The organism is Streptomyces sp. VTCC 41912, from assembly GCF_045799175.1.
GTDB lineage: Bacteria > Actinomycetota > Actinomycetes > Streptomycetales > Streptomycetaceae > Streptomyces > Streptomyces albulus_C.
Genome location: NZ_JBJMAB010000029.1, coordinates 84,725 through 106,924, shown reverse-complemented (window position 1 = coordinate 106,924; position 22,200 = coordinate 84,725). Strand labels below are relative to the sequence as shown.

Annotated in this window: 22 protein-coding genes and 4 pseudogenes; 8 read left to right on the top strand and 18 right to left on the bottom strand. The window is 68.2% G+C overall.

Going from position 1 to position 22,200, the window contains the following annotated elements; all coding sequences use genetic code 11:
• Positions 1 to 1,185 precede the first annotated feature (1,185 nt).
• The 3 genes from ACJ6WD_RS30520 to ACJ6WD_RS30510 all read right to left on the bottom strand — a co-directional run bounded on the left by ACJ6WD_RS30520 (position 1,186) and on the right by ACJ6WD_RS30510 (position 3,295).
• Positions 1,186 to 2,421 carry a serine hydrolase domain-containing protein gene (locus ACJ6WD_RS30520; protein ID WP_407616968.1) on the bottom strand — a complete coding sequence of 412 codons (1,236 nt, stop codon included), beginning with the start codon at positions 2,419 to 2,421 and terminating at the stop codon, positions 1,186 to 1,188.
• Between the two features lie 149 nt (positions 2,422 to 2,570).
• Positions 2,571 to 2,960, bottom strand: coding sequence for a DUF1048 domain-containing protein (locus ACJ6WD_RS30515; RefSeq protein WP_331248033.1), 390 nt, complete (start codon positions 2,958 to 2,960; stop codon positions 2,571 to 2,573).
• Positions 2,961 to 2,962: 2 nt separating this feature from the next.
• Complete coding sequence (locus ACJ6WD_RS30510) at positions 2,963 to 3,295, bottom strand: PadR family transcriptional regulator (RefSeq protein ID WP_331248034.1); 333 nt, start codon at positions 3,293 to 3,295, stop codon at positions 2,963 to 2,965.
• A 390-nt stretch (positions 3,296 to 3,685) separates the two neighbouring features.
• Between ACJ6WD_RS30510 and ACJ6WD_RS30505 the strand changes: the two are divergent.
• Positions 3,686 to 4,352 (top strand): annotated as a pseudogene (locus ACJ6WD_RS30505) (IS3 family transposase); the annotation flags it as partial.
• A 184-nt stretch (positions 4,353 to 4,536) separates the two neighbouring features.
• Here the strand turns inward: ACJ6WD_RS30505 and ACJ6WD_RS30500 are convergent.
• From ACJ6WD_RS30500 to ACJ6WD_RS30475, 6 genes are all read right to left on the bottom strand, one after another.
• Positions 4,537 to 5,529 carry a diacylglycerol kinase family protein gene (locus ACJ6WD_RS30500; RefSeq protein ID WP_331248035.1) on the bottom strand — a complete coding sequence of 331 codons (993 nt, stop codon included), beginning with the start codon at positions 5,527 to 5,529 and terminating at the stop codon, positions 4,537 to 4,539.
• Positions 5,530 to 5,696: 167 nt separating this feature from the next.
• Entirely contained in the window at positions 5,697 to 5,915 is a 219-nt protein-coding gene (locus ACJ6WD_RS30495; RefSeq protein ID WP_331248036.1) for an alcohol dehydrogenase catalytic domain-containing protein, read from the bottom strand.
• A gap of 23 nt (positions 5,916 to 5,938) precedes the next feature.
• Entirely contained in the window at positions 5,939 to 7,207 is a 1,269-nt protein-coding gene (locus tag ACJ6WD_RS30490; protein WP_407616961.1) for a cytochrome P450, read from the bottom strand.
• 61 nt (positions 7,208 to 7,268) lie between these two features.
• A complete protein-coding gene (locus tag ACJ6WD_RS30485) occupies positions 7,269 to 8,672 on the bottom strand; it encodes an NAD(P)/FAD-dependent oxidoreductase (protein ID WP_376554205.1) in 1,404 nt (467 codons plus the stop codon).
• Positions 8,669 to 8,887 carry a ferredoxin gene (locus tag ACJ6WD_RS30480; RefSeq protein WP_233659241.1) on the bottom strand — a complete coding sequence of 73 codons (219 nt, stop codon included), beginning with the start codon at positions 8,885 to 8,887 and terminating at the stop codon, positions 8,669 to 8,671. The genes ACJ6WD_RS30485 and ACJ6WD_RS30480 overlap by 4 nt, the downstream gene beginning before the upstream one ends.
• Before the next feature lie 138 nt (positions 8,888 to 9,025).
• Positions 9,026 to 9,514: a hypothetical protein gene (locus tag ACJ6WD_RS30475; RefSeq protein ID WP_407616960.1), complete on the bottom strand. Its 489-nt coding sequence runs from the start codon at positions 9,512 to 9,514 to the stop codon at positions 9,026 to 9,028.
• 323 nt (positions 9,515 to 9,837) lie between these two features.
• Between ACJ6WD_RS30475 and ACJ6WD_RS30470 the strand changes: the two genes are divergently transcribed.
• Together ACJ6WD_RS30470 and ACJ6WD_RS30465 are read left to right on the top strand one after the other, a co-directional pair.
• Positions 9,838 to 10,665: an SPASM domain-containing protein gene (locus ACJ6WD_RS30470; RefSeq protein WP_407616959.1), complete on the top strand. Its 828-nt coding sequence runs from the start codon at positions 9,838 to 9,840 to the stop codon at positions 10,663 to 10,665.
• 102 nt (positions 10,666 to 10,767) lie between these two features.
• Positions 10,768 to 11,142, top strand: coding sequence for a hypothetical protein (locus tag ACJ6WD_RS30465; protein ID WP_233659238.1), 375 nt, complete (start codon positions 10,768 to 10,770; stop codon positions 11,140 to 11,142).
• 817 nt (positions 11,143 to 11,959) lie between these two features.
• Here ACJ6WD_RS30465 and ACJ6WD_RS30460 read toward each other — a convergent pair.
• From ACJ6WD_RS30460 to ACJ6WD_RS30450, 3 genes are all read right to left on the bottom strand, one after another.
• A complete protein-coding gene (locus ACJ6WD_RS30460) occupies positions 11,960 to 12,208 on the bottom strand; it encodes a hypothetical protein (RefSeq protein ID WP_407616958.1) in 249 nt (82 codons plus the stop codon).
• A 119-nt stretch (positions 12,209 to 12,327) separates the two neighbouring features.
• The gene (locus ACJ6WD_RS30455) at positions 12,328 to 12,750 is read right to left on the bottom strand and encodes a Rid family hydrolase (RefSeq protein WP_331248040.1); all 423 of its coding nucleotides are present in this window, start codon (positions 12,748 to 12,750) and stop codon (positions 12,328 to 12,330) included.
• Positions 12,751 to 12,822: 72 nt separating this feature from the next.
• Positions 12,823 to 13,497, bottom strand: a complete 675-nt coding sequence (locus tag ACJ6WD_RS30450) for an HD domain-containing protein (RefSeq protein WP_233659233.1) — start codon at positions 13,495 to 13,497, stop codon at positions 12,823 to 12,825.
• Between the two features lie 71 nt (positions 13,498 to 13,568).
• Between ACJ6WD_RS30450 and ACJ6WD_RS30445 the strand changes: the two genes are divergently transcribed.
• Entirely contained in the window at positions 13,569 to 14,549 is a 981-nt protein-coding gene (locus tag ACJ6WD_RS30445; protein WP_407616957.1) for a GlxA family transcriptional regulator, read from the top strand.
• Between the two features lie 1,197 nt (positions 14,550 to 15,746).
• On the opposite strand, the pseudogene ACJ6WD_RS30440 reads toward ACJ6WD_RS30445, so the two are convergent.
• Positions 15,747 to 15,980, bottom strand: a pseudogene (locus tag ACJ6WD_RS30440) (Rid family hydrolase); the annotation flags it as partial.
• 173 nt (positions 15,981 to 16,153) lie between these two features.
• Here ACJ6WD_RS30440 and ACJ6WD_RS30435 point away from each other — a divergent pair.
• From ACJ6WD_RS30435 to ACJ6WD_RS30425, 3 genes and pseudogenes are all read left to right on the top strand, one after another.
• The gene (locus ACJ6WD_RS30435) at positions 16,154 to 16,351 is read left to right on the top strand and encodes a hypothetical protein (RefSeq protein WP_407616956.1); all 198 of its coding nucleotides are present in this window, start codon (positions 16,154 to 16,156) and stop codon (positions 16,349 to 16,351) included.
• Between the two features lie 76 nt (positions 16,352 to 16,427).
• On the top strand, positions 16,428 to 16,895 hold the full coding sequence (locus tag ACJ6WD_RS30430; protein WP_407616955.1) for a hypothetical protein: 468 nt from the start codon (positions 16,428 to 16,430) through the stop codon (positions 16,893 to 16,895).
• Positions 16,896 to 16,956: 61 nt separating this feature from the next.
• Positions 16,957 to 17,172, top strand: a pseudogene (locus ACJ6WD_RS30425) (IS481 family transposase); the annotation flags it as partial.
• A 254-nt stretch (positions 17,173 to 17,426) separates the two neighbouring features.
• Here ACJ6WD_RS30425 and ACJ6WD_RS30420 read toward each other — a convergent pair.
• The 5 genes and pseudogenes from ACJ6WD_RS30420 to ACJ6WD_RS30400 all read right to left on the bottom strand — a co-directional run bounded on the left by ACJ6WD_RS30420 (position 17,427) and on the right by ACJ6WD_RS30400 (position 20,143).
• Positions 17,427 to 17,732, bottom strand: a complete 306-nt coding sequence (locus tag ACJ6WD_RS30420) for a hypothetical protein (RefSeq protein WP_233659226.1) — start codon at positions 17,730 to 17,732, stop codon at positions 17,427 to 17,429.
• 8 nt (positions 17,733 to 17,740) lie between these two features.
• Positions 17,741 to 18,181 (bottom strand): hypothetical protein, encoded by a 441-nt coding sequence (locus ACJ6WD_RS30415; protein ID WP_407616954.1) that lies wholly within the window; start codon positions 18,179 to 18,181, stop codon positions 17,741 to 17,743.
• The gene (locus ACJ6WD_RS30410) at positions 18,178 to 18,924 is read right to left on the bottom strand and encodes a hypothetical protein (protein WP_233659224.1); all 747 of its coding nucleotides are present in this window, start codon (positions 18,922 to 18,924) and stop codon (positions 18,178 to 18,180) included. The genes ACJ6WD_RS30415 and ACJ6WD_RS30410 overlap by 4 nt, the downstream gene beginning before the upstream one ends.
• Positions 18,925 to 19,615: 691 nt before the next feature.
• A pseudogene (locus ACJ6WD_RS30405) lies at positions 19,616 to 19,831 on the bottom strand (ATP-binding protein); the annotation flags it as partial.
• Between the two features lie 36 nt (positions 19,832 to 19,867).
• The gene (locus ACJ6WD_RS30400; protein ID WP_407616953.1) at positions 19,868 to 20,143 is read right to left on the bottom strand and encodes a hypothetical protein; all 276 of its coding nucleotides are present in this window, start codon (positions 20,141 to 20,143) and stop codon (positions 19,868 to 19,870) included.
• Between the two features lie 422 nt (positions 20,144 to 20,565).
• On the opposite strand from ACJ6WD_RS30400, the gene ACJ6WD_RS30395 reads away from it, so the two are divergent.
• Entirely contained in the window at positions 20,566 to 22,056 is a 1,491-nt protein-coding gene (locus ACJ6WD_RS30395; RefSeq protein WP_407616952.1) for a carboxylesterase/lipase family protein, read from the top strand.
• Positions 22,057 to 22,200 lie beyond the last annotated feature (144 nt).

Sequence of the window (22,200 nt, the reverse complement as noted above, 5' to 3'; positions counted from 1 at the left end):
GCGCGCGTCCTCCTCCGGAGGAACGACGCACGCCCCTACGGGGCGTCAAATGCGATTCCCCTCCGGGGAATTGATAAGACCCTTCGGGTCTTGCTATTCCTTCGGAATAGCGGGGAATTCCTTCGGAATTCCGTAGGTTTCTTGAAGTGTGCCTTGTCTGGCGTGTGTCGGACCACTGGTAGTGATGGAGTGGGGCTAGCTACGAGGTGGGGGCGGACTTGGCTGCTGGCCTGCACGCCGGCCTCGGGCCGAGGCCGGGAACCAGGTCTCGGAGACTGTGACACCGGATCACCGGCGTCCGGCCGGTGGACTCTTGAGCTCTCACGAAACCGCTCGCGAGTGCGCGTAGCGCATCACCTCACAGAACACCAGAATCTCACGGCGATACATCCCGATGATGCTCGGGGTAGAGACTGGCAATCTGCGTCACCATCCCGAGCCAAAAGACCTGCCTTCATTTTCCAATCCAGGCCAGCTGTAATTCCCGCTTAAACAGCCAGAGATCAAACCGGTGCGTACCACGTGGGCGCCCTAAGATGCCGCCGAAATTCACCACCGACCACACACAGAACGAATACGAAAAGACGGCGAAGATTGTCGGTGAATTCACAGTGACTCACTGCTAGTTCAGGCGGATCTGTCTGAACCAAACTTTGCAACTTCGGGCCGGGCCGACTCGACGGGGCGCTCCGCCGGGTCTACGCCTCGACGCCGCCGGCCGGATGACGCTGGCGTGAGGCCGGTATGGGCGGGCGCCCCTGCTCCTTGCAAGCACGCGCCTCTCCGCGCTAGGGAACGTCCTACCGGGAAGTCAGCCTCCGCGCAGGGCCGCACCCGCCGTCCTGGTCGCAGCAGCGGCCGGGCCGAGGCGGGCACCACCAGCAGCTGCTCCGCTGCCAACTCTCGCCAGCACCCCCTCGCCGGGCGAAAGCGGACACCAGCGGCCCGGCCGGCTCGACAGCCGACTGCCCGACCGAGGGCACCGGCCACACGGAGGTCTCGGCAGTCAAGGTCTGACCGTCGCCGACGGCGCACACCGGCGCTCCATCAACGCCGGGCAGCCCGCGCGGTCGGTGACTCATCAGTGGCCCGACCGGTGACGTGGTCAGCTGCGGCCCGTTGTCAGCACGTGAGCATCAAGCGTGGTAAGTGGTGGCTGGTCCCCATCAGAGTGAGGTGGGCAGGTCAGTCGTCGATTGCCTGGTAGAGGGTGGTCCAGAAGTCCTGCATGGCCCGTGCCGAGTCCGGGGTGGACATCCCGGTCTGGGTGAGCAGGATGCCGACGAGCTGGTTGTCCGGGTCGGCGTACGTCGTGGTGCCGGCTCCCCCGTCCCAGCCGAACTGACCAATCGGCGCGTAGTCACCGCGGTAGGTGCGCACCGTCATGCCGAAGCCCCAGCCGCCGGTCTGCCCCTGGCCGTGTGACAGATGGACGACGTTGCGGGCCCAGGCTTGTAGGTCGGATGTCTGCTCGGGCGTGAGGCGGTTGGTGGTCATCAACTCGACGGCGGGCCGGGACAGGATCCGTTCGGTACCGTGCATCCCGTGGTTGAGCAGCATCCGGAAGTAGGCGTGGTAGTCGTCGACGGTTGAGTCGAGTCCGCCGCCGCCGGACTGGAACGCCGGAGGCTTGCTGTGGTGTCCCCCTTCGGCCTCGTCCTCCACGGTGAACGCTCCGGTCTGTGGATCGGGGGCGTACAGGGGCGGCAGTCGGTCGATCTTGTCGGCGGGTACGTGGAAGCCGGTGTCCTTCATCCCCAGCGGGTCGAAGATGCGCTCGCGTAGGAACGCCTCGAACGACTGGCCGGTGACCCTGGCCACCAGCACGCCGAGCACGTCGTCGCTGACGTTGTACAGCCACCGCTCTCCGGGCTGGTACATCAGCGGAAGCGCGCCCAGACGGCGCATCCACTCATCCGGCTCCACGGCCGGCAGCATCCATCCGTTCTCGCCGTAGACCCTCTGCTCGAAGTACGCCCTCATCATCGGGGAGCCCATCGCCGTCATATCCAGCCCGAGCCCGCAGGTGGAGGTGAGCAGGTCCCGCACGGTAATCGGACGCCGTGCGGACACGGTGTCGTCCAGCGGGCTGTCGGGACTCTTCAGCACCTTCCGGTCAGCCAGTTCCGGCAGCCACTGGTCTATCGGGTCGTCAAGTCGCAGTCGGCATTCGTCCAGCAGGACCATCGTCGCGGCGACCGCGACCGGCTTGGTCGTCGAGGCCATCCGGAAGATGGTGTCCCGGCGCATCGGCGCGCCACCGTCATGGCGCATCGTCCCGATCGCCTCGACATGGGTCTCCTCGTCCCGGCCGACCAGGGCGACGAGTCCGGGGATCTTCTTGGATTCGACGTGTGCTTCCAGTACCTCGCGCAGTCGGCGCAGCCCGGCTTCGGGTAATCCGTTGTTGCCGTTTCCCATCATGAATCTCCTTGCACGCAGTGGTCGGTCTCGACGGCGCCGCGGGCATGCGGCGCGAGGCGCCGGCCGGGCATGGCCCGGCCGGCCGCGCTGTGCAGAAAGGCGATGAAGGCGGTGCTCAGCCCTGGGGGTGATGTGCTGAGGTGCGATCAGACCGTCTTGTCTTCTGTGTCGGTCTCGCTACCGGTGGCGTGCTCGATGTCGTCGGTCAGCTGCTTGCGTACGCGGGCGGGGACGTAGCCGCCCTCGGTGTAGTTCTGGGCGAACGCCTCGACGAACTCCACCGGGTTCGCCCCGACGATCTCGCGGATCGGAGTTCCGTCCACCGCGGCCTGCTCGAATAGGTCGGCGAGGTCTTCGAACATCGACGCGTTGCTTTCGCCGTCGGTCGGCACGAAGTGCATCAGGTACCGCTCGATCGCCTCGACCGCCGTGCGGTGGTTCTCGGGAAGTTCCTTGACGCGCGCCTTGTACGCCCGCCAGCGCTTTTTGGGTCCGATCACCTTCGAGAGGAAGCCGGTCTTTTCGACTTCGGACATGGTTACTTGCCCTCCCCTTTGCGGAGCTGTTCCAGTCGTTCCGTGAGGAAGCTCCAGGTCCTCCAGAACTCTTCGAGGTACTTTCGTCCCCGTGTGTTGAGGGAGTGCATCTTGCGTGGCGGCCCCTTCTCGGAAGGGACTTTCTCCACGTCGACGAGGCCGCGCTTCTCCATCCTGAGGAGCAACGCGTAGACGGTCCCTTCGGCGATGTCGGAGAAGCCCTGCTCTCGCAGTCGTGCCGTGATCTCGTAGCCGTAGGCGGGCCGGCCGGACAGGGACGCCAGGATGATGCCCTCCAGCGTGCCCTTGAGCATTTCCGTCTCCAACTTGGTCACGGAACACCTCCCCCTGCACTAGTCAGCGCTATTGAGTACTGGTACACAGTATCGCTGACTACCAGTACTTAGCAAGACGGAATAGTGGATGGGCCGGCACAGCAAGCACCCAGCTCCATAGCATCACTGACAGGACCCCGGGCGGGCCGCACTGCTCGCCGGGGCCGCAGCGCCGGCCGCGGTGACAGCCGCGGTGACGGCCCGCCAGAGCATCGGCGGGCTGAACAGCCCATGCCACGGCCACCGGACGGGCAGCGGTGATCGGGCGAGGCCAGCAGCGCGGCCACCGCCGACAGGCGACAGCCACCCACGGCGAACGGCAACGCGACGGCGCCCCAGGCTCAGCGCGACCTCGGTGGTCCGTTCCGTCGCCGTCTACCCGCTCGTGGGGGCGAGCGCGTCAACCACAAGCGGACCGCGCGTGTGATGCGGGGCGCAAGTCTGGCGGGCATGCGCTTGCGCCGCAGGCACCGCACCACTGTCGCGGACCCGGCCGCGGCGAAGGCCCCGGACCTCGTCGGCCGCGACTTCACGGCAAGCAAACCGAACACGATGTACGTCGGCGACATTACCTATCTCCCGCTGGACGGCGGGAAGTTCCTCTACCTGGCCACCGTTATCGACCTCGCCTCACGCCGCCTGGCCGGCTGGGCCATAGCGGACCACGTGCGCGCTGACCTCGTCACCGACGCACTGGCCGCCGCCGAATGGACCCGCGGCAGCCTCGCCGGAGCGGTCATGCATACCGACCACGGGGCCCAGTACACCAGCCGGGCCTTCGCTGACGCCTGCCGCAGAGCCGGCGTCCGCCAGTCCATGAGCGCGATCGGCAGCTCAGCAGACAACGCGCTCGCCGAATCCTTCAACGCAACGTTCAAACGCGAGACGCTTCAGGGCCGCAAGCACTGGTCCAGCGAACGCGAGGCCCGCCTCGACGCATTCCGCTGGCTCAACCGCTACAACACCCGACGCCGTCACTCCCTCCTCGCAACGCAGCCCGATCACCTACGAGTCAACGTCCGAAACGACATCAACTACGCTGACACCAGCCGCATAACCCGTGTCCAGGATTCGAGGTCAAGGCCCCCACCGCCCGCCCCCCCAGCGCTGATCACCGGAGCGGGATCGGTCGGCGACCGGCGAACAGCGAAGAGCCGTTGCCCGTTCTAGAGCCGTGCGCTGGGTGCACGCGTGGCAGCCGGGGAGTCCTGCGCCCTGCCCGATCCGCGGTCCGGCTTCGGTCAGCCGGTATGACGGCCGTGAACAGCTCGCCCGACAGCCGAGGCCACTCGCCGGATGGTGCCCCAGCCCGGCGGCCGCTCGCCGGGCGTGGCGCCCGGCTGATGGCGGGGAACCCGTACCCGTAGCGTTCGGGGACTGATCCGGCACCGCACGGGAGTCGGCAGGGTGACGGCTTCACCGTCCAGCCCGACGGGGACGACCGGGACGCCGGCTTCGACGACAACCTCGTCAGCGGTGGCCAGACTGGTCAGGCCGTGCGTCTTCCCATCCCGCAGCCGGGCGGCCGTGTCGGCGGGTGTCTCCGCCCGGGCGGCCAGTACGCCCAGTAGCCCGGAGTCCAGTTGCGCACGCCTGCCGAGCCCGGCCGGGTCATCGACCCGGTAGGGGTTGTTGCTCACCAGCACGGCATCCGGCAGGTCCACCGTGAGCAGCCCGGCGTGTACCACCAGCTCCGGGCCCTCGTGGCGGGCCAGGAATTCCGGGAGGATCCGCACGACAGTGCGGATCTTGTCCTCCCGATAGGCCGGGTCCTGCACCAGGGCGGCATAGGCACCGAAGGACACGTTGTTGACGAACACCCGCTCGCCTGCGAACCCGAGATCCACGCACAGTTCGACGCCGTCCGTCAGAGCCTCCAGCGCTGCCGAAGGGTCTTCACGGTCCAGGCCGAGGTCCATCGCGAAGTGGTTGCGAGTACCAGCCGGAATGACCACGAAAGGAAGACCGTTCTTCGCAGCCACCCCGGCGACAAGTGCCTGCGTACCGTCTCCGCCGGCCACCCCCAGCAGATCCGCACCGTCATCCACCGCGCGTCGGGCGACGGTCGCGAGGTCCTGGGGCCGGGAAGGATCGAGCAGGAGAACCTGAGCTCCCAACGCACGGGCCTTCTCCGCGATCCGGAACCGGCTCGCCTTCCCTCCCCCCGAACGGGGATTCACGATCAGATACGGCCGCCGCGCAGCGGTCACCGGTTGGAACGCGTTCTCGGTCATGGCAAGCACCGACAGGTCGCTTTCATCAGCCCGGCGCCCGTCACAGTCACAGGCGCCGACACAGCTGCCGTTACCGCGCCCGCTGCTGACTGCGCCATCCGCCACCGGCCCGGTCCAGCGATCGCACCGGCCACCGCCTCCATGACGTTTCCTCCAACAGTTACGGCCTACGGCACCAGGCCGACACCGCCTCCCAAGCCGCCGCCCTGACCACTGACCTTCTGGCAGTAGTTCTCCCGGCCCTCCCGGCAGTTGGCGCACACTCCACAGCCCCAGGGGCCGTAGACGCGCTTCTCCACCCGGACCTGCCCCGGCCCGGGGTCGGGCACCGGCACCTCGCGCGGCTCGGGCGGTTGCTGCCATCCGACTAGCTGAAAAGCCCGCATAGCGATCCTTCACGCATGTCGAGTCAGTCGCGGATCCCGTCGATGTCGACCAGGAGGTGGCGCGGGCCGCGGAAGATCTGGTTGTGGCGGTACGGCGGTGGGTCGTCTACCAGCCGGGGGTTTTCCACCCGGCGGACGAACTCGCCGACCGCGGCCTGGACCTCGAGCCGCGCGAGCGGAGCGCCGAAGCAGAAGTGGATGCCCTGGCTGAACCCGAGGTGCTGGTTGTCCCGGCGTTCGAGGTCGAGCTCGTCGGGGTTGGCGAACCGCTTCGGGTCCCGGTTCGCCGAGCCGTATGCCAGGAAGATCGGCGCGCCCTTCGGGATGGTGGTGCCTGCGATGTCGATGTCTTCCACGGCGGAGCGGGTGTGCCAGAACTGGACCGACGACTCGAAGCGCAGCAACTCCTCGACCGCGGGCACGATCAGCTCGGGCCGGCGGCGCAGCTTCTCGAGTGCGTCGGGGTGCCGCAGCAGGGTGAGCACGCTGTGGGCGATGAGATTGACCGTGGTTTCATGCCCGGCGAAGATCAGGAGCAAGGCATTGCTCACGAGCACGCCCTTGGACATCGCTCCCGACGGGCCGTCCTCGTTCATCATCGCGGAGAGCATGCCGGGGCCGGGCTGCCGGGCGTACCGGTCGAGCAGCTCGGCTGCGAACTGCCCGAACTCCTGCACGGCTTGGCGCCCCCCGGCCAGTCGGCTCTGCATCTCCTCCGAGGCGGCCTCGGGGCCGAAGTCCAAAGCGTCCAGGGCCGTCTCGATCCAGTTGTGGAAGCGTGGCTCGTCTTCGAGGGGTACGCCCAGGACCTTGCAGATCACGGTCACCGGGAGGGGGTAGGCGAACTCGTCGACGGCATCGATCCGGGACTTTCCCTGCATGGTGTTCAGGAGGCCGTCCACGATGCGGCGGATCTCGGGTTCCAGGTCGGAGATCAGGTGCGGGGAATGGGGCGGGCCGACGAAATGCGGCGTCATCGTCCGGCGATCTCGATCGTGCTCGGGTGGATCCTGGGTGATGATGTTCGGCTCCAAAGCGATGACGGCCTCCGTGATCGGCTCGGCCTCCGCCGAGTCCTCGGCTGGGGTCGCAACCGGGGCGGGGAGCTTCCTGACATCCGAACTGACCCGGGGGTCGTGCAGCAGCGCGACGATCTCTTGGTAGGTACTGACGACGTAGGTGCCGTCCGGTTGCCGCGCCACCGGGGTCCTGCGCAGTTGCTCGTAGAACGGGTATGGATTGGCGCGGTTGGCGTAGCGGAGGGCCTGCTGCCAGGGGGTTTCCTCGACCACGAGCCTCCCCTCCTTCTTCCTGTCGGTGCTGTCCGCTTGCACGCCCGGCCCGGCGAGCGCGTCAACGGGGGCGAGAGCGGAACTCGGCCCTCCGCTCGTTCGGGTCGTGGCCGGTCAGGACGACGTCGGGGATCGCCGTCGGGACGCCGGGTTGCGGGAACTCGGCCGGGATCGGTTTCATGTCGCCCGGCTGGTCCCAACCCGGCGGCGGAGGCGGGAACGGACCCGACTGCTCGATCAGCTTCCCGTAGTACTCCAGCCACTTGCCGTGGTCGAAGGTGACGGCGGCGACGATGCGGCCCCGGCGACCGTAGGCGGCGGCGAAGTGGCGTTCCGTGACGGATCCCTGTGTGAAGACGATCTCGTCGCCGAAAGGCGGCACGCCGACGGACTTGATGTTGACGCCGAACTGACCGGACCAGAAGCCGGGCAGCAACAGATGCGGGCGATAGTGGGGCTCGAGGTTCACCATGTTGTGCGCCGCGACCTCGGCGCCGAGAACGGCATTGTCCCAGTGCTCCATCGCGAGGAACTGGTACTCGTACAGCACGTGGGGCGCGCGCGCCACGTCCCCTGCCACGTAGATGCTGTCGGTGATCACGCCGTTGACGTCGAAGGCGCGACCGCCGGCGTCGCAACCGACGCCCCAGAAACCGGACGCCAGCCCGGCGCCCTCCAGCCATTCCACGTTGCGGATCGACCCCAGCGAGGCCACCACCACGTCGGCGTCGATGGTGGTTCCGTCCGAGAGATGAGCACGCCGCACGTGTCCGCCCGAGTCGCCCTCCAGTGACGACACGCCCAGCCCGCAGCGCAGGTCCACGCCGTGGTCTCGCTGCATCTCCGCGGCGATCTCACCGATCACCCCGCCGAGCGCGCCGACCAGCGGCGCCGAGCCCCGCTCGACTACGGTCACCGGGAGATCGAGTTCTCGGCAGACGGAGGCCACCTCCGAGCCGATGAACCCGGCCCCGATGACCATGACCCGCGACGCTGGCGCGGCCAGCGCCTTTTGCAGCTGTGCGGCATCATCACACGTGCGCAGCGTGTGGACCCCGTCCAGGGCCGCCTCGTCCGGGTTCGGCCACTGTCGCGCCCGGGTGCCCGTGGCGATCAGCAACCGGTCGTACGGGATCTGCTCGCCGTCGGCCAGGCGCACCTGCTTGGCGGCCCGGTCCAGCCCGCTGGCGGCCACCCCGAGCCGCCACTCCGCATTCACTTCTCGCAGGCGGGGCAGCTTGGTGTGGTCGGCCGGCACCCAGCCTTTGAGCACCTGCTTGGACAGCGGAGGACGGTCGTAAGGCTCGTACGGCTCGTCCCCGATGATGGTCAGAGAACCGGTGAAACCCTCCTCACGCAGGGCTTCCGCGGCCCGCAGTCCGGCTAGGGAGGCACCGACGATGACGATCCGACCGCTGGCTCTGAACTCGCGCACCAGCTCTGCGACCGTTGCCGGCAAGGTCATGACGTCGCGCCCCGCTCCGCCCCGTTCACGCGGTCGATCACGATCGCCTGCACCGGGCACGCCGCAGCGGCGCGCTCAACCTGCAGGCGCCGCCCGTCATCGGGGTTCGGCTCGTAGGTGAGGGCCTCCTGGCCAGTCAATCTGAAGACCTCGTGCGCCAGATACACGCATTGCGCGTATCCCTGACACCGATTCAGGTCCACGGCGATCCGCATGGGCAGACTCCTTCCGACCTGCCGCCCAGCTGGACAACCCACCCGTCGCCCCCGCCGACGCCACCGGCTGAGCACCCGTATGTTCGATCTTCTCCGACACGGCGGTACCTGCGCGGTGACGCCTACCGCCGGTGTGCATCACGGTCCGGAGGCCACGGCAACATCCGATGGAGACGGCAGCAAGGTTCGCCCCGGCCGTTTTGCCCTACCAAAATGCTCGCCCCGTCTGCCGACGACCGCAAATGCGTTGCCCTTCACCCCGGACGGCTGCCTCCGTAGCCGGTTGAGCTCGGGGCTGTCGCCGCCGGCATCCGCCAGCTCCATCGCGGCGGAGCACTTCCAGGTCGACGCAACGGTGGCCGGCGTGGTCCAGGGTACGGGCGGCAGCGGACCCGGTCGCAGAAGTTGCCCTGGGGGCACGGTTGTCGGCTGGCGCCGCGCTGACGGTCTCGGCGCCTGCTGCGGCGCAGAGGATTGGCCGTCGCAGACTGCGACGGCAGCGACACCCAGCGCCGTCAGCGGGTCAGCGGGGGTGTCGGCGGCGGCCCCGACGACCAGGAGCACGGCGGCCCGGTCGTCGACGAATACGCGGGCGAGGAGCCACGTCTGGTCGTGCTGCTCGCCCATCGTCGTCGTGTAGCCGGCAGCGGTCGCAGTGCCTGCCTCGGCCCCGAAGGAAGCCCAGACATGGGTCGCGCAGAACGCGGGAATTCCTCCTCTTCGTCCCCGGGACTACGGGGTGATCGTCCTGCCGCTGATGTTCGGGAAGGTGCAGGTCTTCCCGAGATCCACATGCCCGTCGCGCACTCCCGGTTCGGGCAACTCCATGCCGGCTTCGGTAGGCCGTCGGCCGAACCGAACTGGACACCCGGCGGCATAAGCATCTCGGAGCCTGTCTCCAACGGGACGGGGACGGCCTGGGCCATCCGTCGCGTCGGCAGGGCACCGCGGTGTCAGGCGTCGTCGCTGTCCCCAGGGGCCTCACCGGGGGCTCGGGCGAGGAGTGCCGGCAACGTGCACGGGGCGCTGCGTCCCTGCCCGCCTACATCGCCCACGCCCGCAAGCACCAGATGCGCATCGAGGTGTTCAGCAACCTCACCCACATCACCGATGAGATGTGGACCGCGCTGCAACTCCCCAGTGTCCGGCTGGCGTTCAGCTACTACTCCGACGACGGCGACGTGACCGAGAACCGCGGATCCCATGCCCGCACCCGCGCCAACGTCGAGAAGGCCAAGGCCCTCGGGATCACCCTGCGGGGCAGCGTGATCAACGTCCTCCAGGGCCAGCGCGCGACCGAGGCCCGCCGGGACCTGCTCGACATCGGACTCCGCGATGTCCGCACAGACAAGATCAGGCCGTTCGGCCGAGGCGCCAACGGCGCCGGCCCGGACATCACCAAGCTGTGTGGACGCTGCGGGCGCAACAAGTTCGCCATCGCACCCAACGGCTATGTGTGGCCGTGCGTGTTCGCCCGCTGGATGACTGCCGGCCACGTGCGCGAGCAGAGCCTCGCCGCCATCTACAACGGTGCCGCGATGCAGGGTGCCCGTGCCGAACTCGGCCATGCGTTCCCCGACAAGCTGCCCACCGCCGGTGCCCCGAGTTGCCTACCGGACTGCAACCCGTCGTACGACTCGTGCGCCCCGCAGATCGCCTGCGCTCCGGACGCCGCATGCGCACCGACGGACAACAGTTCCGACGACCGCGCGCCGATCATGTCCCCGCACCGGTCGGTGCGGTACGACAATCCGCGGATCGCCGGTACGGACTGCTGACTCCGGGCCCACCAACGGGGGAACCTGCGGGCGCGGGGGTGAGTGCGGCAACGCGTGCGAGTAGCGTGACACCGCTCTCGCCCCCGCCCTACGGAGATGCTCATGAGCGCCACCTCGACCGACCTCTACCTCTCCCGCCGGGACGCGTACGCCGCGTTCCTCACTGCCGCCGACGACGAATCGGCCGTGTGCTGGCGGAAGGCCGACGGCCAGTACCCGAGCACGGACACGACGCGGCAGGCGCAGGACACGGCGTACGCGGCCACCCGGGACGCGTTCAACCGGATCGTGGTCGAGCCGGTCGGGCCGCACAAGGAAGCCCACGCGGTCATCGAGCAGATCCGACTGCTCGGCCGAGCCGACACGGAAGAACAGGACTGGGTGGCGTTCAAGAAGGCCCGGGAAGTGTTCGTGGATGCCGCCCGCGCCTGCCTCACAGAGACCCTCGGCAGCACACCGGAAGCAGAGCAGGACTGACACCTCCCCGAGCACCTCCCGGTGCGCGACGCCCCCGTCACTGCCCTCCAAGGGCAAGGGCGGGGGCGTCGTCGTTGGTGGTGCCGCAGGCGTTCGGAGATCACGGTTAGGCGGTTTTCTACTCACCGCCTGCGGGCCCGGCGCTGTGTGGCCGAACCGTTTGGCCGCGGCCAAACGGGACCGCAATCAGGGTAAATGAGCGTCAACGAACGACATCGAACTGCGCTGGTTTCGCCCGATTTTCAGAGTTCTCGCAGGTCACAATAGGGTCAGAAAACTGGTTCGAGTCCCGTTACTCACCCCAGCATCAGAGCCCCCGATCTTTGGATCGGGGGCCTTGCGCGTTCCGGGCCAGATGCCGCCGCCGCAACGTCGGTGGTTTGCCGCATCAGTTGCTGACGCTCGCCGATGCCGTGGGGCTGCTCGACCTCGCCGAGGGCAACCTCCTACTGAAAGGGCGGGGCCAGAGCGGTACCAGCGGCACGATCTGCCGCGGGAGTACGCCGCCGAGCGCTGCGCCGAAACGACAGCGAGAATGAACGCTTCTCCAGGGTTAGCTGGTTGACCGAGTGGCGTGCGCACTCGGTAGACGAGGCGTACCGGCGTATGACTCCACAGCGCCCGATCGAACGGCTCGGCTCCCGCAGGCCGGCGGGGTCCCCACGGCATTCGGCGCCGCCGAGGCGAAGACGTTCCTGCCGATCGTGCGGCTGGCAGCGCGGCACCAGGGACCACCCCCTGCACGTGTGGGGACGACTCGAGCCGGCGACGGCGAATTCTGGGGGCGCTGCCGTGACCACACAGCTTTGAGAAGAAGTCACTGCCCGCCACCCGAAACGCAACGGCCGATCTCATCACCGAGCGTGGCCGCTGGCACGCCCGACAACGTCAGAGTGATTGACAAGCGCAACGATCGGACAAGAATCCGGCTCTCTCCGGTTGCGGTGCCGGGGGATGCCGAGCACCGCTTGGTGAACCGGTAGTTGCCGATCAGGGTCTTGGTCATCCTTCGCTCGGCGGGCCCGAGCGCCTCCGGCTGCTCCTTCGCCTTCTTCAGGAACGACATGGCCGTCCATGCCGGCGGCGTAAGGCCGGGCGGTCCGGGGCTCCGAGCGGTCTTCATGACCGGCTCCACGTCCGCCGTGACGGGCTCCCGGGCCCAGGAGCGGGCCCGGGAGCGGCGGTCTACCGGGATGCGTCGGGATACGCGGCGGTCGCGCGGATCTCGACGAGGAGCCCCGCGCTGGCGAGGCCGCTGACCCCGATGATCGTCCAGGTCGGGTAGGGCGCTTCGACGAGGCGCTGCTTGGCCTGGATGAAGCCGGGCAGGTGCTGGCGGATGTCGACGTGGTAGCTGGTGACGTCGACGAGGGCGGACATGTCGAGGTTTTCCAGCCGGAGGATCTCCTCGATCTTCCGGATGGCGATCTCGGTCTGCTCCTCGATGGTGTCCGGGATGGTTCCGTCGGCGCGGCGACCGATCGTTCCGGCGATGAACAAGAGGCCGTGCGCACGCACCGCGGCGGAGTAGCCGAAGCCTGCGAAGGCGCTGGTGGTCTCTCCGAAGACCGCGTTGTTCTCTGGGACTTCGACGGTGTGGATGGTCATTGCGGTGCTTCCTGTTCTTTGTTGAATCTCTGTTGGCTTTTTTGTTGGCGCGTGGTGGTGGAGTCCGTGGAGTCAGTCGCCCCAGCGGGACGTACGGTAGGCGTGCTCCAGGCGGGTCCGGCCGAAGGTCTGGCGCTCGCGCAGGAGTTCGCCGGGGGTCGTGTACCGGGGAGCGTTCTTCGAGTCCTTCGCGGCTTGCGCGACGATCGCGTCGGTGAGTGAGCGGATCATGTCCAGCCGTGGATAGGCGGTGTGCAGGGCGTCGGCCTGCTCGTCGGTGATTGCGTCGAGGTGGTCGGTGCCCACCGGGCCGCCGAAGTCGAGGGCGACGCCTTCGCGGACGAGCACGCACAGCGTGCCGCGGCGTTCCGCGATGCCCGGGGAGGTGTGCAGGGCGATGGCCTGCCAGACCTGGTCGGCGTCGGCCGTGGACACGCCCTGTTGGATGAGGAGTTCGGCGGCTCGGTCGGCGCCCTCGACCTCGAATCGCTGCCGGTGCGAGCCGTCCGACGCCAGCCCGACGTCGTGCATCGCGCACGCGGCGAACAGCAGGTCGTCCTGGTAGTCGTGGCCGGCGGCCAGGCCGAGGTGGCCGGCGACCAGCCTGGCGAACAGATAGCTGCGGATGCTGTGGTTGAAGACGGACGGCGTCTCCACCGGTCGGATGAGGTTTATGACGGTGTCGGCAAGTGGTGTGTTGGGCAGCGCGATCGGGTCGGCGGTCGCCTCGCGGGTAGGTCGAGTCATGTCCTCAGCCTGGCCGCGACCACCCTGACCTGGCGAGAGGCAATATTTCCTTACTTCGTTAGAATCTTGCCATGGCAGCTCATCGAGTCGCAGTCCTGGCGTTGGACGGGGTCACCCCGCTCGACCTGGCGATCCCGACGCAGATCTTCACCACCCGGCCGGAAACCCCCTACGAGATGACCCTGTGCGCGCTCGGCCCGAAGGTGGCCACCACCGCGGGTTTCGCACTGATCGCCGACGGATGCCTGGAGCAGGTGCGCACCGCCGACACCGTGATCGTGCCGGGCTTCGAACCGATCCTCCCGTTGCCGAACGCCGTGCTCGACACACTGGCCGAAGCCCACGACCGCGGCAGGCGTGTGGTGTCGATCTGCACCGGCGCCTTCGCGTTGGCCGCGGCGGGCGTACTGGACGGGCTGCACGCCACGACCCACTGGAAGCACATCGACGCGTTCGAGCGGGACTTCCCGGCCGTCACGGTCGACCGCGACGTGCTCTACGTCGACGAGGGCGACGTGCTCACCTCGGCCGGGGTGTGCTGCGGCATCGACCTGTGCCTGCACATCGTGCGCCGCGACCTGGGCGCGGAGGTGGCCAACCAGATCGCCCGCGGCCTGGTCGCCGCCCCGCACCGAGACGGCGGACAGGCCCAGTACGTGCCGGCTCCCGTCGCGGTGGCCGGTGAGGCGTCGCTGTCCGGCACCCGTGGATGGGCCCTGCACCGGCTCGGCGAACCGCTCACGCTACGCGTGCTGGCCCGGCACGCGGGCCTCTCGCAACGCACCTTCATGCGCCGGTTCACCGAGGAGACGGGCACAACCCCGTTGCAGTGGGTCCTCAACGCCCGGCTCGGCAGGGCGCGGGAACTGCTGGAAACCACGGACCTCTCGGTGGATCAGGTGGCGCGGGACTGCGGGCTGGGCACGGCAGCCAACCTGCGGCTGCACTTCCGGCGCACGCTGGACACCACCCCCACCGCCTACCGCCGCACCTTCACACACTCGACACCGCGCGGTCCGGACTCGTCACCAGCAACCCCGCGCACGGACTGAGAACGGCCACCACGACCTGAAGGGTTTCGCAGACGGGTCGCTGCCGCCCAAGCCGCCGAGCAGAGCGGCAGGGCGCGGACGGCGGCGCTCATGGACCGTTTCCTCTCGGGTCAGGCGTCGTTCGTCACCCCGCTCGACGGGTGAGGCGAGAGGGCCTCACCGGTCAGCAGGATGTCGGCTCCGGCAGGGACCGTCTGGCCCAATGAACCTTCCGCGCCAGGCGTTCTGACGAAGAGTCGCGAGAAGTGGACCGGCAGATGCGGGGTGCTAGACGCCGGGGGGTTCGGAGGGAGCGCGGCGGAACCCCTGGTCCCACTGCACTCGCCAAGCCGGCGCCGAGGGCGCCCGTCGGCTCCTGCGCGCCACCAGTCGCGCAGCACGTCCGCTTCGTCGGCCACCGCAACAGAAGAGATGCCGGCACGTGCTCACGGCCTGCCTATCAGCCCTGAACTGCGCTGACAGCCAGCTCGCGCTGCGAACGCGTCCCACCTCCGGCCCCACCTTCGGCCCGACGATGAACCCCACGATTCTCAGCTTGGTCTCCAGGGTCCGGCCGGGATGTCAGAGCCACCGCGTAGAGTCCTGGCGACGGGGCCGCCAGCACTGGAAGACGGCAGCCTCCCCGGTCTGCACGGGGGTGGCTTCGGCCCAACCGGCGTCCAGGCATCAGCTGAGGGCCACGGGTGCAGCCCGCCGGCCCGGCCCCATCCAGCAGTTGCGCTCGGCCGAGCTCGGCCAGCAGCACGGCCTCGTCCGACGAGCGACGGTCGGGCCGTGGAAACGGGCCCCGTCCGGGTAGATGTCGAAGAGCAGATGTTGCGCGGCGGGCGCGGTCTGCGCGACGGCGATCCGCAGCCACTTCCGCAACTCGGCGGCGTGAGCCCGGCCGCGGCGACATCGAGGACCGCGCGGGCCCAGCAGAACGGGCCACCGTCGGCGGCGTCATGCACGCAGCCACCAACAACTGCAACCGGCCCACGGCCTCGCAGCCAAGCCGGCGAGCGGGTGAGCAGTTGCCTGATGGGCCATCAACTCCCGCACGGAATGCGCGCCCTCGGCCACGGCGCAGTCGGTCTTGCGGAGATCCTGACGGTGAGGTGGTGAGTCACGCCCCGATGTCGGTTGGTGATCAACGGTCGTGGCATGTGGTGGCGATCCTCCGGGCGGGCCTGGACGCGCCGCGCGGTGTGGACAAGCTCAGGCGGGAAGCTTCGCGTCGACGACGAAGCTGATCTCAATGACCTGGCCGGGGAAGGTCAGTTCAGTGACACCGAGGACGGTGCTGGTCGGGCGGTGGTCTCCGAAGTACGCCAGGTTGCCCACCGCCGTCGCCGCGGCGTTCTGCCGCAGGTCCACCACGTACAGAACCTGCGAGACGACCTGTTTCCGGGTGACTCCGTAGTGGTTCAGGACCTTGTCCGTGTTGGCGTAGTGTGCGACATCCCGTGAGTTCCTCTGAGCCCCGCTGAGTCCCCAACCCCGTGGCAAGGGGGTTCTTCCTCCTTCGTGTGCTCTGTGGTTCTGTGACGTAGCTTCGGGATTCTTGAAGCGTTCTCACCTCGTCCGACCGATCCGCAGTCGGGCCGAAGGTGAGGAGGCTCGGGTTGGCGGCGCTGGCAGTCGTACGAGACCTGCGTGAGTACTGGGCGCCTGCGTCGGCGGAGGAGCTGGAGCGGTTCGAGACCGACGTGCTGTCCGGGTTCGTTCTCGCGCGGGCCTCGGCGGGCCTGGAGGGCGGCACCATCCTCGGGGACGTCGGGCACCTGGAGCAGATCAGAACCTGGTTCGGCCGACCGCTGTGAGACATGGAGCGAGGGTGCTGCGGAACTCGCCGAGCGGCACCCGGCTGGCCCGGTCGCGGCTCTGACTACGTTCTTCATGTTCCTGGAGCTGCGGCACAAGGTCGAACTCCACCGGATGACCGGCCGGGCCATCGAGTGTCCGATCGACGAGATGAATCGGCCGCGCGGGGCCAAGGACACCCAGCTGAGGATTCCTCCGACCGATCCGGAGGTCGGGACGCTGTTCACCGGCTGGGGCCGTGAGCTGGCGACCTGCCGCAAGTTCGCTCCGACCGCCCGGAACTACACCGCGGCGAAGCCGATGTCGCAGGTCGGTCTGCGGGTCAGCGAGGCGTGCAAGCTGGACCTGGCCGACATCAAGTGGAACCTGGGGCGCTTCGGCAAGCTCCACGTCCGCCATGGCAAGGACGCCCGTGGCTCGGGGCACTTCCACGTCGCAGCCAACTTTTATCTGGTCAGCAGGATGCTCCAGAAGAAGCGCCCTAGGTGTTCTGTCCGGGGAGGTTGTGGACGGGTGAGCCAGGTCTCGGCGGCTGGATCTTGAACGGGTGAGGGCCTTCCGGTTCGGTGTGGATTGCGACGTCTACACCAACAGAAAGGCCCTCATGCCTCACCGTAATGCACCCCTGACCGAGACCGGACGCCTGCGCCTGGCCCGCTGCGTCTTCGAGGACGGCTGGACTCTTCGTCGGGCCGCCGAACGCTTCCAGGTTCCCACACGTACTCGGCAAGGGAGTCCTGGAAGAACGCCCGCTCGTCCTCCGCCGACGCGGTCGCTGAGGTCTGCCGCTGGAGTGTCAGCACGTCGGCCGGGCCCGGCTCCGGCTGTCCCTGCTCGCCAGGCCGGTCCTTCAGGCCGACGTCGCCACCGGTGATGAGAGAGAAGCGGCGAGCCCTGGACTCTGTCACAAGCGAGCAAATTACGGAAGGGACTCCTGGAATTTGCGAGTAATCGTCAGATCTCCACGCGATCGAGTGAACCGCTTACGCTCGGCTCTGACCTGCATGAACAGCCGCAACTCCGGCACGGACCGCTGGAACGAACCCGTCGGCGCTCCAGTTGCATCCACCCCGCTCAGTTGAACAGCACGTTGTAGAGGACTGCCGCCCCCAACACGCCGATCGCTAAACCAACCACCAGACTCCCCACGCCTCGGGCCAGGTTGCTTTCCTCAAACGCACCGTCCACGATGAAGCAGAGGCCGAGCCCGTTGGCCATCTCCAGTAGTCCGAGCACAACGAGCACGAGCCCCGCGGCGACAATCTCCCAGTGGTCCTGAAATGCGTTCTGGAACGGGCCGGCCTGTCGCGTAGCAAGCAGATACCCGATAGGCGTGAGGACGCAGGCGACGAGCGCGGCGACACCAGAGAACTTGATCAATCGCTGAATCAACGGAACGCCCCGCCTTCGATGGGGAACTGGGAAAGACGTTGCCTGGCCGCGCGGACTCGCTCCCTGCTCCACTGCTCGCTGCGCGCGACATGAACGAACAGTTCACGCAGCCGATTGACCTCGTTCAGCATGACGCGTTCCTCCAACGCCAGCTTCCGACGCAACGGGAGGACGACCGCGGCCTGGGTCACAAGAATGGCTGCGAAACCGACGGCGGCGATGAACAGTGAGACCACGACCCACGTGCTTCTCTCGTCTCCGGGCCGGTCAGTGCTCAGCAGCGCCACGGCAACCGCCACAAGCGCCACGGCGCCACCCCCTAGCTGGACACCTCGGGCCACGCCTGTTTGAGCGCGCGCCCTGCGAACGAGGATCAGTCGGGATTCGGCTTTGGTGAGGATTTGGTCAAAAGCGTCGCCGTCGTCAATGGCCGTCATGCCCCGTCTCCGGCAGTGAGGAATCCACGAAGGGCGCTTCCGAAGTGATCTCGAAGGACGCCGAGTTGTTCGTCATCCAGTTGGAAGAGCTGCGGCTGCAGCTGAGGCACGAACTGATGCCGGATAAGCCGCGAGCTCATGGGAAGTACGGCGAGCTTGATGGATGTCTCGTCTACCAGGTAGCGCAGCGGAGTGTGAAACTCCGAATCGGGGCCCGCGCCGGGGATGTAGTAGTCACGCGCTTCGTCGATGCGATCCCAGTACAGATCGCACTTCGAGACGGCGATGATCATCCACCGCAGGCGCTTGGCGGCACGCTGTTCGGTGATTCGTTCGCACAGGTCCCGGAAGTCCTCGGCCTCCTTGCGGAGGTGCCAGTCACGCACCGAATCCCTGTCGAACGCCGGGTTTGCGGCGCGCAAGGTCTCTTCGATGGCCCGTTGTTCACGGCGCTGCCAGGTCCTGTTGTGTCCCCAGCACACGACGTGGATGATGCCGTGCGGCGATGCTGTCCCACCCATGGTGGCGGTCAGAGCACGTTCCCTCTCCTCGGACGCCTGCCCCGGGATCACCACGACTGACGCCTGCGCCCGCCGGGAGCCGGTGCGGAAGACCGCACGGCGCCTCTCCCGGTCCGGGCTTCGAGTGCCGTTCGGGTCGCCGGTCTTGATCGTCTGAGTCAACGCGTCGTACAGGACGCTCTTCCCGGCACCAGCCTCACCCGTGATGGCCACCGGGTTCACGGCCAGACCGAACCGCCCCTTCCCGAACGCCGATCCGTTCCTGGGCGCAGGATATGAACTGTCCACGGCCTGGCGAACACTCTCCCACCGGGAACGAATGTTGTCCCAGTCGCCCGACATCCGCAGCCCCCTGTGATCCGTCAGATCTCCGGCCAGATGCTACCGGCCTGAACGTTCGAGGGTGTGAATACTCGGAACAACGGAGACTCCGTTGCGACGCGCACTGTGGCTGACACACCCCCTCTCGACGGGGCCGCCGGAGCGGCTGCGGGATGCCTTCCCAAGCCGAATCCTCAAAAATCCGAGGGGTGCGCCGAAAGCCGACCGACAGAATGCCCCCTAGGGAGCCTGAATTCGAACCTCCCGGTAGGACGCGACCTCCGCGTCGCTGGCAGCCCGTCAGGTGACCGTAGGGCGTGGTTCGGGGTGGGGTGGTCGAGTCGAAATGCGCTGAATAGGGGATAGATCGCAGATGTGGATGCTGCAGCACACCCGCGGTGCCGGCTGACGTGCGGCGAGGCCGAGCTCCGCCCGAACCCGGTGGGAGCCGTTCATACAGGTTCCGTGTTTCGGTGTCCAACGGCTTCGCCGTGACCTGCGAGGTTTCGGCATCCCATGCTCGTGTCTCCGAACGCGTTCCGCAGGACCGCGTCCAATCCTCGCCGGGCCTGTTTCGCATGGCGGGCGGGCCTCAACTCTTGACGGCCTCTGCGATCTGCAGGGCCGCCTGTGCGGGCGTGAGGTGGGTGGTGTCGATGACCTCGGCCTCACCGTGTAGCCATGTGCGGGCCGCCTCGGCATAGGGCTCAAGGTATTTGAGACGGAATGAGGAGTTGGGGCCAAGAACAGTGTCGCCCGCGATGCGCTCACGGAGGGTGTCCTGGTCGGCGTGGAGGACGTAGAGCCGACCTTGCCTCCACCTGCCCCCGTGTCCGGGGGCAGGTCACGTACTCCTGAACAGCCGGTCCAGATGCACGTCGATCGCGGCGAGCGCGCCCTGGGGGTCGATCACGTCGAGTTCGATCAGGGAGGTGAAGCCGGTGAGGGCGAGGAGCAGGTTGGTCTCGGTCGCCGGGTCACGGCCGGAGTCGATGTGCCCGTCGGCGATCGCCTGGCGGACCAACCGCTCAACGAGGGCCCGCCCTTGGACGAGGCCGCGGCGCGCCCGCTCGTGCACGGCCTCGTCGTGCAGCGCCTCCAGGACGTAGACGGCGCTCATCCGGCTGGTCGCGCGGGCGTCGGCATGCAGGGGGGAGCATTTCCGCGAGCGTCAGTCGCAGCACGTCACGGGGATGCGGACGGTCACCGAGCTTTTCGAGCCCCTGGTCGACGCGCACCGAGGTCTGCTCGGACGCGAAGTCCATGGCGAAGGAGAGCATGGTGGTCCGGGAGGCGAAGTAGTGCCGCAGCTGCCCGAGTGACATGCCCGCCTCCTGCGCCACCACGCGCATCGTCAGCTGTGTGACGCCGCACTGCTCCACCACCCGCCACAGTGCGCGGGCGATCGCTTCGCGGCGTCCGCGGTGATCCACCTGTTTCGGCGTCGCCGGCCCCTCCCTCGCGCCCCGGGCCTGTTTCAATACGGTTGACATAATACACCTGACCCGTAATCCTGAGGTCCACTCGAGGGGAGGGATCGTCATGTCCGAACAGCCAAAGGTACGGACCACAGAAGGCGTGGTGCAGGGGCGTCGGCGGCAGGGGCACGCGGTGTTCCGCGGCATCCCCTATGCCCAGCCCCCGGTCGGAGCGCTCCGCTTCGCCGCGCCCGCACCGCCGCACCGCTGGGAGGGGACGAGGCAGGCGGTCGAGTTCGGCCCCGTGGTGCCGCTGTCGCTGCCGATCGACGTGTCCCCGCAGGGCACCGACTGGCTGACGCTCAACGTCGGCACTCCGGATCCCGGCGCGGCGGGACTGCCGGTGCTGGTGTGGATCCCCGTGGGCGGCTACCTCTCGGCAGCATCGAGCGACCCGATGTTCGACCCGGCAGCGCTGGCCGAGGCGGGAGTCGTCGTGGTGACCGTCAACTGCCGCGTGGGCGCGGAGGGTTTCGCGCTCCTCGACGACGCGCCGCCCAACCGCGGATTCCTCGACCAGATCGCGGCGCTGGAGTGGGTGCAGCGCAACATCGCCGCCTTCGGTGGCGACCCCGCCCGGGTCACCGTGGCCGGGGTGTCCGCCGGGGCGGGCTCGGTCGCCGCCCTGCTGACGATGAAGTCCGCGCGCGGCCTGTTCCGGCGGGCCATCGCCCATTCGGTGCCGGGGCTGCACAGCACCCCCGCGCTGCCACGGCAGGTCACCGCCGCGTTCGCGGACCGGCTCGGCGCGGCGGCCCCCACCGCCGAGGCCCTGCGCGACATCGACCCATGGCACCTCGCCGCCGAGCTCACCTCCTTCAACGCCGGCCTCCACGCGCACCGGGAGAGCTGGGGACGCCTCACGGAGACCGGCACCGCGCTGTGCCCCGTCGTCGACGGCGAGGTCCTCCCGGAAACGCCCTGGCTCGCGCTGACCGGAGCGCGCGCGAGCGGGACCGAACTGCTCGTCGGCCACACCCGGGACGAATTCCGGTACTTCAGCGTCATGAGCGGACGGTACGGCACCTTCACCGAGGAGGACGCCCACGCGGCCCTGGAACTGCTCGCCCCGCAGCCGGACGGCGCGCGGGCCTACCGTGCCGCGTTCCCACAGGCAGGCCCGGAGGAACTGGTGGAGACGGTGTACTCCGACGCCCTCTTCCGCATGCCGTCACAGAAGCTGGCCGAGGCGAACGCCGCAGCCGGCGGCACCTCGTACCTGTTCGAACTGTGCTGGGCTGCCCCGGCCCTCGGCGGCATCCTGGGCGCCTGCCACAGCCTCGACGTTCCCCTGGCGTTCGGCACGCTGGACAGCCCCGTCGGCACCCAACTCATCGGCGAGGAGCCCACTCCCGAGGCCGTCGCGCTCTCCCGCGAACTCCAGGAGGCATGGGTCCGCTTCGTCACCACCGGCGACGCGGGCTGGTCCGCCCACCGGCCCGGCGGCCACCTCACCCGCGTCCTGGACACCGAGTCGAAGACTCTGCCCTACCCCGAACAGACATCCCGCCAGATCTGGGAAGGCCACTCCCCCGCCCCCTTCGATCTCTCGTAATTGTCCGGGTCGGCTCCTACGACTGCGGCGCCGCCTCTCACCTGCCATCGGGGACAGCGCGAATTGGCGTACAGCCAGGCAACACCCGGCCCGCTTGGCATCAGATCCCACCCGAGGGTGACGGACTACATCAAGAGCCGGGAG

What these genes read in the sequence shown, in the direction of transcription:
- ACJ6WD_RS30520 (WP_407616968.1), bottom strand. Translation starts at nt 2,421, where the DNA reads ATGGGAAACGGCAACAACGGATTACCCGAAGCCGGGCTGCGCCGACTG.
- ACJ6WD_RS30515 (WP_331248033.1), bottom strand. Translation starts at nt 2,960, where the DNA reads ATGTCCGAAGTCGAAAAGACCGGCTTCCTCTCGAAGGTGATCGGACCC.
- ACJ6WD_RS30500 (WP_331248035.1), bottom strand. Translation starts at nt 5,529, where the DNA reads ATGACCGAGAACGCGTTCCAACCGGTGACCGCTGCGCGGCGGCCGTAT.
- ACJ6WD_RS30495 (WP_331248036.1), bottom strand. Translation starts at nt 5,915, where the DNA reads ATGCGGGCTTTTCAGCTAGTCGGATGGCAGCAACCGCCCGAGCCGCGC.
- ACJ6WD_RS30485 (WP_376554205.1), bottom strand. Translation starts at nt 8,672, where the DNA reads ATGACCTTGCCGGCAACGGTCGCAGAGCTGGTGCGCGAGTTCAGAGCC.
- ACJ6WD_RS30480 (WP_233659241.1), bottom strand. Translation starts at nt 8,887, where the DNA reads ATGCGGATCGCCGTGGACCTGAATCGGTGTCAGGGATACGCGCAATGC.
- ACJ6WD_RS30475 (WP_407616960.1), bottom strand. Translation starts at nt 9,514, where the DNA reads ATGGGCGAGCAGCACGACCAGACGTGGCTCCTCGCCCGCGTATTCGTC.
- ACJ6WD_RS30465 (WP_233659238.1), top strand. Translation starts at nt 10,768, where the DNA reads ATGAGCGCCACCTCGACCGACCTCTACCTCTCCCGCCGGGACGCGTAC.
- ACJ6WD_RS30460 (WP_407616958.1), bottom strand. Translation starts at nt 12,208, where the DNA reads ATGTCGTTCCTGAAGAAGGCGAAGGAGCAGCCGGAGGCGCTCGGGCCC.
- ACJ6WD_RS30455 (WP_331248040.1), bottom strand. Translation starts at nt 12,750, where the DNA reads ATGACCATCCACACCGTCGAAGTCCCAGAGAACAACGCGGTCTTCGGA.
- ACJ6WD_RS30450 (WP_233659233.1), bottom strand. Translation starts at nt 13,497, where the DNA reads ATGACTCGACCTACCCGCGAGGCGACCGCCGACCCGATCGCGCTGCCC.
- ACJ6WD_RS30445 (WP_407616957.1), top strand. Translation starts at nt 13,569, where the DNA reads ATGGCAGCTCATCGAGTCGCAGTCCTGGCGTTGGACGGGGTCACCCCG.
- ACJ6WD_RS30430 (WP_407616955.1), top strand. Translation starts at nt 16,428, where the DNA reads ATGTTCCTGGAGCTGCGGCACAAGGTCGAACTCCACCGGATGACCGGC.
- ACJ6WD_RS30415 (WP_407616954.1), bottom strand. Translation starts at nt 18,181, where the DNA reads ATGACGGCCATTGACGACGGCGACGCTTTTGACCAAATCCTCACCAAA.
- ACJ6WD_RS30400 (WP_407616953.1), bottom strand. Translation starts at nt 20,143, where the DNA reads ATGAGCGCCGTCTACGTCCTGGAGGCGCTGCACGACGAGGCCGTGCAC.
- ACJ6WD_RS30395 (WP_407616952.1), top strand. Translation starts at nt 20,566, where the DNA reads ATGTCCGAACAGCCAAAGGTACGGACCACAGAAGGCGTGGTGCAGGGG.